We start from the raw sequence: 13,794 nt of genomic DNA on the forward strand, positions 1-13,794 counted from the left end.
GTGAATAATTTATGAATAAAGAAAAAATACTTGAATATTATAATAATGAAATAAAAACATATAACGAACAAATAGAAGAATTAGAAAGAAAACTATCTTTATTAGTAGAAGTTGTAAGTAATTCACAATCAATGATTGAAAGAATTAATGGTGGTCAATTTGATGAATAATTAAAAAATAAACAATTGAAAGGAAAATATTGAGATGAAAGAATTTTTACATGAATTAATAATTATTGGAACAAGTGTTGGAACATTAATTTGCAGAGAAATTATTGTTTTATTAAAAAGATTTATCACAACTCCAAAACATGTTAGAGCAAATAACAAAATTATCAAACATCAAAAAAAATTAGCAAAATTAAATGAAAAAATTAATAAAGAAAATAAATAATAAAGAGGTGATGTAAATGTTAGAAAATGAAAATAATGTTCAACAAACAACTGAACCTTTAACTGAAAACAATGCTTCTTCACAAGAAATAGAAAATAAAGTTAATGAAGCAGAAAATAAGTTAAATAAACTTAATCAAGAAATTAAAGAAAAAGAAATAATTAATATATTTAAAAAATATCAAGTTAAAACTGAATTTTATGATTTTTTAAAATTTAAAACTAATAATTTAGAAAATTCAAAAATTGAAGAAACTATTAAAAAAATTATTAAAGAACAACCAGTATTTAAAGAAATAATTAATACAGGTGGTAAACCACAAACAATACTAACAAATGAGCCAATTTCAATAAAAAGTACTTTATTGGATTATAAAAAGAAAAATAATTTATAACAGAAAGGAAATAAAAAAAATGTCAGTACCATTCAAACAAAATTTAGATAATACCGAAAAATTAGTAGAAGCACCAGAATTTATAGAATTTTTTAAACAATCAAATAGTCCATGGGCAAGTTTTTTTCCTATCGAAATGGTTAATTCAACAAGAATTGAATTTATAGTTAAAAAACCAAAAGACCCAAAAGTTAAAGTTCTTCAATGAAATGATAAGAGTAAAAGAATAGATGTCGGATATGCTGATACAGATAAAATTATTAAAGAAATTACAGAAGAAGCTGTTGCTGGCGAAACAATTGCAGCAAAAGATTTATTAGCAGAAAATGGACAAAATTTATTACAAAGTATGCAATATGAAGTTGCTAATGATTTAGCAGATTATTTAGCTAATAACAATACTAATGTAATTGCAAAATATGCAATTAAATTTATGATTGAAAAATCAACAGAACCAAAATCACAAGCAATTAAATATGTAGAAGCAATGTTGGGGGCATGAAATACATTATTTCAATATAGAAATATTGCAAATTGTAGATTCTTTATTACTAATGCTCTTTATGATAGTATAGTTTACTTGGCAGATAATAAAGGTTTAATTACTGATAATGAAATTGCACAACAATTAAGATTAAATGGTAATGATTTATATATTAAAGGTGTATTATGTCAAATTGTAATGGATGACTATATGACTTTTAAAAATGATAAAAATGATGATGAAATTATGTCATTTGTTTTAGCAACGCCAAGAGCAATGAAAAGATATATGTTGCAAGATACAATTATTTATGTTCAAGAAGTGGCAGATGGTAAAGTTGGAAGAATGTATTTAGTTGGTGGAGAAGTTACAGGTCAAGCAATACCTTATATTTCTAATAATGAAACAACATCACGTTGAATGGCATGTGGAATTATTAATACTGATAAAACTGATTTAAAAACTAAAATTACAAGTTTAACAACTGATATTACTGCAAATGTTAATAACAATAATAGTGAATTAAATACACAAATAAAAAGTACTAATGAACTTAAATCATTAAATCCTAATTTAACAAATCCAACTATTAAATATTTTAGTGATGCACAAGGAAAAACTAATATAAATAATCAAAAACAAAAAGCGGGTGAGTTATACATAGTTATTTCTTCAAATGTTAATGATTTAAATTATAAAGGTTCAACAAATCCAATTAAAATAACTCTTAAATAAAGGAAATTAAATGCGATGCCAATTGGTACAACTAGTACAGCAATACTTTTAAGCATAAATAAACCAAAACATACTAGAATAAGTAAACAACAAGAAAATAAAAGTTTTTGATGAGAAATTTTAGAAATGATTGGTGTACAAGTTATAGCAGTAGCACTTGCTCCTTTTACTGGTGGATTAAGTGAAAGTGTAGCCCTTGGATTAGGTGCAAGTGATTTGATTGCAAGTACTATTAATTTTGGTATTTATGCTACAACTGATTTTACTATTAATCAAGTTTATGATTATTTAAAAGGAAATGTAACAAAATTAAATACTTTTTTAAATTTATTACCTGCATTTGCTGGACTTAATAAAATTAGTCGTGGTTATCGCACAACTAAATTTATTAAACTAGCACAAGAAACTAAAACATTAGAACAAGTTGGTATTAAAGAAGCAAAAAATTTACAAGAAATTATTAGTCAAGTAAGTGGAAAAGAAATTTTAACAGATAAAATTATTGGTAATAAACGTTATTTAATGAATTATAGTTTTACTCCTAATCGTGAAACAGTATTACGAGATTTAGGTTATGTTGCTGAAAGAGAATATAAAAATAATTTTCAAAAATTAGAAATACAAAAGTTAAAAGAACACTTATTATTACAAAATACATTAATAAAATTAAGTCCACAATTAACTCCTAAATTTAAAATTAAAGATATTGAAAAAGCAAATAACTTTTTAAAAAAATTTAATACTGATTTAAAAGAAGTATTAAAAATGAATCAACATGATTGATTAAATTTAGTTCATACAATACATACAGAAAATAGATATGGAAAAACTTTAATTTTAGATTTACAAAAAATTCGTGCTAATGCTATTAAATTTAATTTTAAAAATAATGTTATTCATCAACTTGTTTTAAAAGCAAATCAAACTTTTAAATATTTTGATATTAGATTTTATTTAAAAAAAGGTTTAAATAAATTTTGAAAAGATACACCATATTTTGAAAAAATACGAGAAAGTATATATAAATTACAAGAAAAATTTGAAAAGTTAGAAAAACAAGCATTTGAAAAAATTCAGAAATTAAAAGAAAAAGCAACTGATTTATTTACTAGTGCAGAAAAAAGAGCAATTAAACATGCACAATTAATTCCATTAAATTCACCAGTATTTATGGGTTGTAAAATTCAACCTTTGTCATTAGATAAATGTGCAATTACTATTTATCATCGTAATCCTAAATATAAACCAATTACAGTTGTTGATAGTATTCTTAAAGCAAAAACTTTTGTTACTCAAATACATCCATTCCATTGATATCGTTGATATAGTGGTTGATACATTGGTTATGGTGTTAATCGTAATAAATGATTAAAAGCAATAGCATTTGCTCCACCAGTTTTACAACAAGTAATTAGAGATAGTTTTAAAGTATATAGAGAAATATTTAGAATAATAAGAACTTATCATAAAGTAGTAAATGTTATTAATAATCCTATTGAAAATATTAACAAATCATTTAAAAATGTTGGTTTAAAGTTTTCAGTTAATACTTTATTTGGTACTGGATTATTACATCATTTAGAAAAATTTGCATATAGTCAAGTTGCAGAAAAAGGTAAGAAAAAATTACAAAAAGAAATTATTCATATATCACATAGAAAAACTAAAACAAAAACTAAACATTATAAAAAAGCATTTTTTAAGGAATGATAAATTATGATTAATAAACTTTGAACTGGTGTCAGTCTAGAAAATTATAATAACTGATATCCATTAACTGGAAAAATTACAGAAACACCACAGCAATATATACAAACATGACCAAATGTTAATGATTGATTTAAAACTTTTGCTATTCGTGCTCAAAATGATATTAATGCTTATCTTGGTTTTATTTTATCTAAATTTCCTTTTGATAGTTTTAAAGATGAATTAATTAAAGAAACATTAAGAGATATGGTTTATGTAACCGCTGAACATTGAGTATTTAATCGTACACCAATTGAATTTAATGTTGATGCTACTATTCAGTTTAATAATGGTAGTCAATTTAGTGCAAATAGTATTCCTACAATTAATGTTTGAGATTTAGCACCAAGTAGAATGAAAATATGGGCAAGACTAACAGAATTAAAACAAATATTATCAAATTATAATGATGATGAAATAGATGTTGAAAAAATTGATTTAAAAGCATTTTATACTAGAAATCAAGTTGATGAATTAATCGAACAACAAAAAGAATTTACATTATCAAAACAAATTAAATTATATGATGATTTAGTTGATGATAATGAAAATGAAATATATAGAGGTCCTGTTAGTAAATTTATTAATAAAGGTTATGTTGCAACTGATTATGATAAAGAAACTGAAACAATGATTTTAGATTGACCTGATGAAATTGGTACATTACCACCCGAAGCATTACAAAATAATCCTCAAATTGGTGATTATACACATGCACCAACTTGTGATTTTTCTGCTAAACAACAAAAACGAATTACTACTAATGAAAATGAAATTACCAAATTAAATACTGAATTAATTAAAGCAAATGAAAATATTAATGATGTTAAAAATAATTGATTTAATATTGAAACTAGTCCTTTATGAAAAAAAATGAATTCTTTTATCCCTAGTAGTCAATTTGGTAAAACATATTTAGCAATATGAGGTTACATTTATCAATCTTCTAGTGATCCTACTGATAATTATATATATGGGGATAAAAAAACTATATTTAATCTACGTGGTGAAATTCAAAGAACAACACAAAAAACTATTAAATTAGATGAGTTAAATGTAAATGATAATGTAAAAATACAATAGACTTGGTGCAAAACCTTTAATTTTAATAATTTAACCGTTATTATTAATATCAAAGGTGATAATTATTATGTTAAAAAAATACAAAGATGAACAAGAATTTTATAGTTTAGTGGGAATAAAACTACAAACATTTCAAAAAATGGTTGAAATTTTAAAAAAAGCTGAAGCAATTAAAAAAGCAGTTGGTGGTAAACCTAATAAATTATCAATAGAAAATCGTTTATTAATGACATTAGAATACTGAAAAGAGTATAGTAGTTATAGAGTTATTGCAAAAAGATATAATATTAGTCATACTAGCTGCATTCGTAATATTTTTTGAATTGAAAATACTTTAATAAAAAGTGGAATTTTTAATTTATCTGGCAAAAAAGATTTAATCAAAAATAAAGGAATCAATAATACTTTACTAGCTATTGATGCTACTGAAACTCCAATTGAAAGAATTAAAAAAAACTAAAATTACTTTTTTCGGGTAAAAACAAACATCATACTCTTAAATCGCAAATAATTATTGATATTTTAAATGGAAAAATTATTTCAACCGCTTTTTGTTTTGGAAGCATTCATGATTTTAAATTACTTTTAAAATCTAAAACTTTTATTCATCTAGAAAAACAAGTTTTTGTTGATTCAGGTTATCAAGGAATACAAAATATTCATAAAAATACATTTTTGCCATTTAAAAAAAGTAAATACAATAAATTAATACCAATTCAAAAAGAATACAATAAAACTTTAAGCAAAATTAGAATTAAAATTGAAAACGTATTTGCTAAACTAAAACGTTTTAAAATTTTAACTTTAAAATATCGCAATAAAATACGAAGATTTGCATTAAGATTTAATTTAATAGCAGAAATATATAATTTTGAATTACCTTAGTTTTGCACCAAGTCTATTATTTTAAAGATGAAATTAATAAATCGAAAAAAAGAAATGACAATTTATTTATAGAAAATATAAATCAAAAAGTAAATTATTTAAATAAAAAAAATAACAATCTTATAGTTGAAAATAAGCAAATTAATGAAAGATTAAAACATTTAGACAAAAAACTTTTAAATCTTAAAAAAATGGCGTTGGAAATTAACCAAATAGAAAATAAAATATCAAAAAATATTAGAACCTGTTTAAAATCTTTTAGAGAATAGGATAAAATGATTATATATTTTAAAATAAGAGGTATATATGTGTAAAAATTATCCTAGTAATGTTAGCAAAGAGCAATTTGAAAATATAAAATCAATTTTAGAAAATACTAAAAAGAGAACTAAACCAAGAAGTTTAGATTTATATGAAGTATTTTGTGCAGTTTTATATGTATTAAAAAGTGGTTGCCAGTGAAGAATGTTACCAAAAAATTTTCCAAAATGACAAATTGTATATTATTATTTTCAAGCTTGAAGTAAAAATAATGATAAAGAACCTAGTGTATTACAATTAGTTTTAAAAAAAATTAGTCAAGGCATTTCGTATCAATAATGGTAGAAAAGAACAAACTAGTTTTTATATAATTGATTCACAAAGTGTTAAAAATACAGATACTACTAAAAATAAAGGTTATGATGCTGGTAAAAAGATTTCAGGAATAAAGCGTCATATTGCTGTTGATTCTCAAGGTTTACCACATGCAATTTACATAACCACAGCAGAAAAAACAGATCGTAATAGTGCTATAATAATGATTGAAAATGAAAAAGAGAATCTTTCTGCAGTTCAAAAAATACTAGTAGATGCTGGTTATACTGGTGAAAAATTTGCTTCTAAAATTAAAACAATTATAAATGCAAATGTTGAAGTTATAAAACGTAATGAATTACATTCTTTTGTAGTATTACCAAAAAGATGAGTTGTAGAACGAAGTTTTGCATGATTAGAAAAATGCAGAAGATTATGAAAAAATTGTGAAAAAAAATTAAATACTAGCTTACAAATGGTTGTTCTTGCCTTTATTTCAATTTTATTGAAAAGATTTTAAACAGGTTCTTAAATATTTAATAAGTAGCACTAAACCAAGCTCACCAAAAATGTAAAAAATAAGATATGGTGATTTCAATATCTTTATATATTTAAAATTAATTTTAAATCATTAAATTTGCTTATATACAAACGATTTAAAAATTTATATGATTTAATATTCAAAAAATAAAAATCTCTAATTAGAGATTTTTTAAATTAAATATTTGATAGTATAAAATAACTTTATTTTTAGGAAATTATTATTCGATAATCAATGGGAAATTTTCACTAAATAATGACAAAATTAAAGATTACACTTGAAATTTTAATTAAATGTAATAAGATTAATCTATAAAAATTAAATACTAAGTATTAGGTACACCGATTCAAAATTATTTAAGCCTATCTATTTTTTTTATTTTAATCTTTTTTTCATTTTAAAGAAGTTTAAAAATAAACGCGTTGCAACCTATTACCTTGGTTGCGATTTTTATTTCTAAATTTTATTTGAAAGGAAGATTTTTTATGAATAAAGAATATTTAAAACTTATTAAAGTAGAATTCATGCACGGAGTTGAAGAACCTTGATGCAATAATCAAGGAGTTGCAATATTACCCTATGTTTTAAAAGATAATGAGTTTCATTATTTACTAACTAAGAATATAACCCATTATTTAAAAATAAGAAAATTAGTGAATATAGTACTATCACAGGTGGATTAGAAAATAATAACCATTATCAAACTGTTATCAAAGAAATGCTAGAAGAAACTGGTATTGATGTTAGAAATGAAAAAATTAAAATTCATTATTTAGGTAAACATTATGCAAATAAATCAAGTACAAAATTGTGATATTTTTATGGAATTGATTTATCTAAATTAGGTTTAGATTTAACTGCAATTTACAACGGTACTGGTGATGGTTCAATTGGTGAAAAAGAAATTAGTGCTAGATTTGTAATTCATAAAAAATTAAACAAATCAAATGATGCTTTAAGTTTAGTTACACATAGTAAATTAATTTTTTAAAAATTGATTAGCTTTGACAATAATATAAATCAGAAATTAGATATGATTTTACAAATTTTAAATGAACAAAAAAACAGTAGTAATAAATCTAACGAAATATCTTGAAAAGATTAGGTAGGGTAATAATGCAATTAACTCAAAAAGAACAAAAGGCTCTATCAACTTATCAAAACTGATTAAAGGAAAATAATTTAAGTAGCAATTGTAATACTTATTTTATTAGACTTGGTGCAAAACTAAGGTAATTCAAAATTATATATTCCTGCTATTAAATTAAATCTTAATGCAAATCTTCGTATTTTATTGCGATATTTTAAAGTTAAAATTTTAAAACGTTTTAGTTTAGCAAATACGTGTTCAATTTTAATTCTAATTTTGCTTAAAGTTTTATTGTATTCTTTTTGAATTGGTATTAATTTATTGTATTTACTTTTTTTAAATGGCAAAAATGTATTTTTATGAATATTTTGTATTCCTTGATAACCTGAATCAACAAAAACTTGTTTTTCTGGATGAATAAAAGTTTTAGATTTTAAAAGTAATTTAAAATCATGAATGCTTCCAAAACAAAAAGCGGTTGAAATAATTTTTCCATTTAAAATATCAATAATTATTTGCGATTTAAGAGTATGATGTTTGTTTTTACCCGAAAAAAGTAATTTTAGTTTTTTTTAATTCTTTCAATTGGAGTTTCAGTAGCATCAATAGCTAGTAAAGTATTATTGATTCCTTTATTTTTGATTAAATCTTTTTTGCCAGATAAATTAAAAATTCCACTTTTTATTAAAGTATTTTCAATTCAAAAAATATTACGAATGCAGCTAGTATGACTAATATTATATCTTTTTGCAATAACTCTATAACTACTATACTCTTTTCAGTATTCTAATGTCATTAATAAACGATTTTCTATTGATAATTTATTAGGTTTACCACCAACTGCTTTTTTAATTGCTTCAGCTTTTTTTAAAATTTCAACCATTTTTTGAAATGTTTGTAGTTTTATTCCCACTAAACTATAAAATTCTTGTTCATCTTTGTATTTTTTTAACATAATAATTATCACCTTTGATATTAATAATAACCGTTAAATTATTAAAATTAAAGGTTTTGCACCAAGTCTAATTATTATTTACTAAGGAAGGAAATGATATTACTGTTGTCTCTAATAATGATAATTACACATCTGCTTCTATTCTTTTATATCAATATATTGGAAAAGGAACACCAACTGAATTTATAGCAGAAGAAAATACTGAACGTGATTATTATACAAAACTAGAAACTAATAATTTATTAGATAAAAAACAAAATAAATTAACTGCTGGTGAAAATATTAAGATTGATGAAAAAACTAATACTATTAGTGCTATTGGTGGTTCTACTGATTTAACTGATTATTATAAAAAAGAAGAAGTAGATAAAAAATTAGAAGATACAAAAGCACAATTTCCTATTGCATTTCAAATAAATGCTGTAAGTCAAGAAATTACTAATTTAGAAACTACTAATAAAACAGTTGTTGGTTCTATTAATGAAAATAAAAGTAATATTGATAAAAAACAAGATAAAGAAAATTGAAAAATAATAGGTAAAAGTCTTGATAATCGTACATGAGAAGATTTTGCTCTTAGTTTTAATAAATATTATAGAGTATTTATAACATGAGATAAACCACCTTTTAATCAAACAAGTGTAAAACTAAAAATAGAATTTAAATCTAGTTCTACTCATATAGGTGGAGATTATATGCTTGTTAAAGGTAAAATTGATAATGAAGAAGCTTCATTAATTATTAAATTAGGAACTGTTGGAGGTAAAAGTCAATTAATTATTATTGGAGGAAATAAACAATATGGAAATATATTTTCATTAGAAGAATTACAAGATACTATTAAAGTAGATATTACACCAAAATTAAAAATTAATTCAAGAAGTTTAGAAACTAATGAAATTGAAGAAAATATTTGAGATATTGAATTAAAAAATAATCCAACACCAAGTCCAAGTGGTTCAAATTGAAAAGAAGTAGGAACAAGAGAAAAAAATAAATGAGATAATTGACAAATTACTTATGATTTTCAAGAGAATAAACATTATAGAGTTTATTATTCTTGAAGTATATATATTCAAGTTTATAATATTCAAGAATTTATTATAACTGATAAAAAAATTGCTGGTGTACAAATACAAACCTTTAATGATAGTGCTAATATAGTAATTTTATCACTTCAACATGCAAAATGGATTACTATTTATACTGGAAAAGGTAATTTAAAAGGTGATGTATGAAAATTAGAAGAATTACAGGAATAATATTATGTTTTTTAAAATTATAAAAATTATTTTAGGTTTAATTGGAGTTTTATTATCTTCTGCTGTTGCTGGTTTAATTATATTTATTATAGTAAAAATTGTATTAAAAATTAATCAAATCTTTTAAAAAGGTGGTGAATATTATGTTAGGTAGATTTTTTAGAAAAGATAAAAGTAATATTAGTGATAATCAAAATGAAAAAGTAAAATTTTTAACTAATAAAAATAAAAGTACTCATGCTTCAATTTTAAATTATTTTGGTTTTAATGATTTTAATCATGAAACTTATTTTACTGATTTTGTAACAGAAAATAATGCTAATTTATATAATGCACCATTAGAAATTAATAATGAAACTATTAAACAATACTTAATTCAACAAGAATTTTATAGAAAAAATTGAAATTCTATTTTTAAATTAAGTAAATTAGGAATTAGTGGTTATTTAATTTATATTGCTAATGATGACTTATATTTTCAAGTCGTAGATATACAACAAAGAGTTTATGATATTACTGGTAAATTAATTCAATGTACTATTTTTTATGATAACTATGAACAAAATGCACAAACAGTAAGACTATTTGAAGTTTATACATTAAACAATGAACAAATAACTATTAATCGTGCAATTTATAGTATTAGTGATAATAAAAAACAATTTCCATTAGATTTTAAATCATTCATTAATAACCCTAATTTAGCACAAGAACAAACACTAAATATTAACTATATACCAATAGCAATTATGCGAAATAAAGCAAATGAGCTAGCAGATTGTAATAAAGTAATGGATAAAATTAAAGCATTAGATGTTATTTATGAACAAATTGTTTTAGATACTATTTTAAACTCACCTAAATTTATATTTAGTCAAACTTATGGCAATGTTCAATCTTTAATAGAAGACGCAGTAAGAACATTAGTTACTAAAAATTACATATTTAAAAGCGGTGGAGATAATAATGAACAAAACGAAAATATCAATATGACAAATAGTAATTTTAAAGGTAAGAATTTAACTGATATATATGATTGAAATGTTAATGAAATATTTAAACGTTGTGGTATTCATATACCAAGTCAAAAAAAATCTGCACAACAATCAGTTCCAGAAAGTACAGCAGTAAATATTTCAACTATTAATTACATTGAACAAAAATTATGACAATTTAATATTGATATTTTTAAATTTATTCAAATATTAGTACGTGTAGATAAAGATTTATTAACTAGTAAAACATTTAATATTAATGATGAACAAGAAATTAATAATTTAACTGTTAAATTAAAACTATTTAACCCCGAAAATAACCAATTAATAGGAGATAACAATGGACAACAATAACAAACCACAAACGAAGTTTCCACAGAAACAAACTAAACTTAATCAAGCAGAAGTAGAAAATGATTATTTAATTGATAATATTCCTTATGACTTTACTAATATGATGAGTGCTACTAGTGACCCTGATATTAATAGAGCATACGATGAATTTAAAAAAAGAACAATTTATATTTATGAAATTGAACGTTTATTTAAAAATAATGAAAATAATAGTTTAAAATTTTCAGCAAATACTATTAAGATTGGTTTTATTGATATTGATAAAGTATTAAAAACTACTGCTGTTGAAACATCAGACTTTACTATGCAATTAAATCAAAGAGCAAGTACTAATATTAATGATAATACAATTGAATATAGTATGACTGATATTAAAAATTTAATATTTCAAGAAATAAATTTATTAAATCAATTTAAGTTATATGCTGTATCTATTAATGAACCATTAAATGAAAATAATATTGATAATTTATATATCATTAATAACTATTCACAACCTTATCAAAATCCAAAAACAAGAAGTACTAAAAGTATTACTATTATTAAAATTAAAGATTTTAAAACAAGAGATGGTTATCCAATTATTATTAAATTACAAAAACCATTAGATAAAGATACCAAAGTTATTGGTTTAAAAATTAAAGCCCCTAGAAGCATGCTTTTCGGTAATATAAAGGTACTTGGTGAAGTTGACAATATGGAAGTATACCCTAAATTATTTGTTAAAGATAAGATAGCATTTCCACTATTATCAATGCCTATTGAAACTCAACCAAAAGTTAGAATATTACAACAATGATTTAGTGAACAAATATTACCTTGAAATTTAGCAAAACAATTTATTGAACAAGAAAAATCAGTTTTAGATTTAATTAAAATTAGTAGTGGTAATATAACAAGAAGAGAAGTTATTAAAAATGCAAGAGTTACACATGCTTGATTAGGATATGAATTTAGTAATGTTTTAGGTGGCAAATGACCACTAAAAAGTCAAAAAGAATTAAAAGATAAAGAAGTTTGAGATTTTGTAGGTGAAAGTCAATTTTATCAATATGTTGCAACTAATAATAAATTTGATGATATTGAAATAGAAATTAAAGATGCACCAACTAATGATAGTTTACAACAACTATTATTAGACATGTTAAGTTACACATATAATTATAATCGTAATTTTGATGGAGCATCATTAGACCCAACAAAATCACCAAATAAAATGGACATGTTAAGAGGAAAGTTTGAAAATCAAAAACCCGATGAAGTAATAACTAATTTATTTAAGCAATGAAAATTAGATTATCCTAATTATATTAATTTAGAGCAAGTGAAAATATTTAAACAACTAATTATTATGTTATCAAATAATATTTATTCAAGTATGTCAATTAATAAAGGTTTAAATGATGATAATAAAATATTGTTACCTTATTATTTTGAATTAAAATCAAATCCAATACATCCTACTAAGGAAGATATTTGACAATTTAAAAATGCAAAAGTGATTTTAAAATCAGCATATTTTGATTTTACAGATATAAATAACATTAAACTAAAAAATAATGATATTAGTCAAAATGAATTATTTAAACTAGATGATAATCAATTTAATTGATTATCTATTACAAATGAATTAGAAAGTAATAATATTCCATCATTAATTCCTGCTGATTGAACATTAGGTAATGGTGAGTATGGAAAGTATTTTACAAGAGCAATTATTAGTAACAATAAAATTGAAAATGCTTTAAATTTATACGGTTCAAATAAATCTCAATTATTTTCTAAATTAGAATTTTATAAAGAAATTTCACAAATTGATAATAATAATGAATTTGAATTACAAATTGAAAATCCGATTAATAATTTAAATCGGATTGAAATTAGTGGGATATTTGGTGCTGGTAATTATAATTTAATTTTAATAACAGATAAAGAAGAAATAGACTTAAAAAATATTAATTTATTTGATAAATATAACGAAAATATTTCTTATATAAATTTAGAAGTTTAATTATCAAAGTAACCTTTTCAATATTTTCCATTTCATTTAATATCTACATCATGTAACTTTTTATTTGAGCAGTATAAAGAATAATAAGAACCATTATACATATTAACTCATATTGGAGCATTACATAATACTACTGTATGGTCTGGTTTTTCATAAGAATTAAATTTGTTATTTTCATGGGTAAGCAGCCCCCCCATGATTAAACCAATTGTTCCGGTTGTAGCACCAGTTAGTGCTAATGCTAATGTTATTTTACTTAAATTTGTTTTTATTCATGTTTTCATATT

Annotated in this window: 16 protein-coding genes and 1 pseudogene; 15 read left to right on the forward strand and 2 right to left on the reverse strand. The window is 22.5% G+C overall.

Annotation, left to right across the window (positions count from 1 at the left end):
* The first annotated feature begins 11 nt into the window (after positions 1–11).
* From AAHM96_RS07475 to AAHM96_RS07525, 12 genes are all read left to right on the forward strand, one after another.
* The gene (locus AAHM96_RS07475; protein WP_338978877.1) at positions 12–170 is read left to right on the forward strand and encodes a hypothetical protein; all 159 of its coding nucleotides are present in this window, start codon (positions 12–14) and stop codon (positions 168–170) included.
* 34 nt (positions 171–204) lie between these two features.
* Positions 205–393, forward strand: a complete 189-nt coding sequence (locus AAHM96_RS07480) for a hypothetical protein (protein ID WP_174480113.1) — start codon at positions 205–207, stop codon at positions 391–393.
* 16 nt (positions 394–409) lie between these two features.
* Entirely contained in the window at positions 410–787 is a 378-nt protein-coding gene (locus tag AAHM96_RS07485; protein ID WP_342272903.1) for a hypothetical protein, read from the forward strand.
* Positions 788–806: 19 nt separating this feature from the next.
* Positions 807–2,006, forward strand: a complete 1,200-nt coding sequence (locus AAHM96_RS07490; RefSeq protein ID WP_342273115.1) for a hypothetical protein — start codon at positions 807–809, stop codon at positions 2,004–2,006.
* Positions 2,007–2,021: 15 nt separating this feature from the next.
* A complete protein-coding gene (locus tag AAHM96_RS07495) occupies positions 2,022–3,719 on the forward strand; it encodes a hypothetical protein (protein ID WP_342273116.1) in 1,698 nt (565 codons plus the stop codon).
* Positions 3,720–3,722: 3 nt separating this feature from the next.
* Positions 3,723–4,838 (forward strand): hypothetical protein, encoded by a 1,116-nt coding sequence (locus AAHM96_RS07500; protein ID WP_342273117.1) that lies wholly within the window; start codon positions 3,723–3,725, stop codon positions 4,836–4,838.
* A 67-nt stretch (positions 4,839–4,905) separates the two neighbouring features.
* Positions 4,906–5,298 (forward strand): transposase family protein, encoded by a 393-nt coding sequence (locus tag AAHM96_RS08600; RefSeq protein ID WP_342272745.1) that lies wholly within the window; start codon positions 4,906–4,908, stop codon positions 5,296–5,298.
* Between the two features lie 2 nt (positions 5,299–5,300).
* Entirely contained in the window at positions 5,301–5,723 is a 423-nt protein-coding gene (locus tag AAHM96_RS08605) for a transposase family protein (RefSeq protein ID WP_425288788.1), read from the forward strand.
* A gap of 2 nt (positions 5,724–5,725) precedes the next feature.
* On the forward strand, positions 5,726–5,992 hold the full coding sequence (locus AAHM96_RS07510) for a hypothetical protein (RefSeq protein WP_342273118.1): 267 nt from the start codon (positions 5,726–5,728) through the stop codon (positions 5,990–5,992).
* A 37-nt stretch (positions 5,993–6,029) separates the two neighbouring features.
* Positions 6,030–6,819, forward strand: a protein-coding gene (locus AAHM96_RS07515) for an IS5 family transposase (RefSeq protein WP_342273012.1) whose coding sequence is annotated in 2 segments (ribosomal slippage) — positions 6,030–6,290 and positions 6,292–6,819 — 789 coding nt in all. Because the reading frame shifts where the segments join, the coding sequence is not laid out codon by codon here.
* A gap of 506 nt (positions 6,820–7,325) precedes the next feature.
* Complete coding sequence (locus AAHM96_RS07520; protein ID WP_342273119.1) at positions 7,326–7,523, forward strand: hypothetical protein; 198 nt, start codon at positions 7,326–7,328, stop codon at positions 7,521–7,523.
* 35 nt (positions 7,524–7,558) lie between these two features.
* Positions 7,559–7,831: a hypothetical protein gene (locus tag AAHM96_RS07525; RefSeq protein WP_342273120.1), complete on the forward strand. Its 273-nt coding sequence runs from the start codon at positions 7,559–7,561 to the stop codon at positions 7,829–7,831.
* A gap of 236 nt (positions 7,832–8,067) precedes the next feature.
* Here the strand turns inward: AAHM96_RS07525 and AAHM96_RS07530 are convergent.
* Positions 8,068–8,885, reverse strand: a pseudogene (locus AAHM96_RS07530) (IS5 family transposase).
* Between the two features lie 695 nt (positions 8,886–9,580).
* On the opposite strand from AAHM96_RS07530, the gene AAHM96_RS07535 reads away from it, so the two are divergent.
* The 3 genes from AAHM96_RS07535 (at position 9,581) to AAHM96_RS07545 (ending at position 13,507) form a co-directional block, all read left to right on the forward strand.
* Positions 9,581–10,147: a hypothetical protein gene (locus tag AAHM96_RS07535; RefSeq protein WP_342273121.1), complete on the forward strand. Its 567-nt coding sequence runs from the start codon at positions 9,581–9,583 to the stop codon at positions 10,145–10,147.
* 143 nt (positions 10,148–10,290) lie between these two features.
* On the forward strand, positions 10,291–11,496 hold the full coding sequence (locus AAHM96_RS07540; RefSeq protein ID WP_342273122.1) for a hypothetical protein: 1,206 nt from the start codon (positions 10,291–10,293) through the stop codon (positions 11,494–11,496).
* Positions 11,483–13,507 (forward strand): hypothetical protein, encoded by a 2,025-nt coding sequence (locus tag AAHM96_RS07545; protein WP_342273123.1) that lies wholly within the window; start codon positions 11,483–11,485, stop codon positions 13,505–13,507. The genes AAHM96_RS07540 and AAHM96_RS07545 overlap by 14 nt, the downstream gene beginning before the upstream one ends.
* On the opposite strand, the gene AAHM96_RS07550 is transcribed toward AAHM96_RS07545, so the two are convergent.
* The gene (locus AAHM96_RS07550; protein WP_342273124.1) at positions 13,504–13,791 is read right to left on the reverse strand and encodes a hypothetical protein; all 288 of its coding nucleotides are present in this window, start codon (positions 13,789–13,791) and stop codon (positions 13,504–13,506) included. The genes AAHM96_RS07545 and AAHM96_RS07550 overlap by 4 nt on opposite strands.
* Positions 13,792–13,794: the final 3 nt, after the last annotated feature.

The organism is Spiroplasma endosymbiont of Acasis viretata (assembly GCF_964031275.1).
Classification (GTDB): domain Bacteria; phylum Bacillota_I; class Bacilli_A; order Mycoplasmatales; family VBWQ01; genus Spiroplasma_E; species Spiroplasma_E ixodetis_A.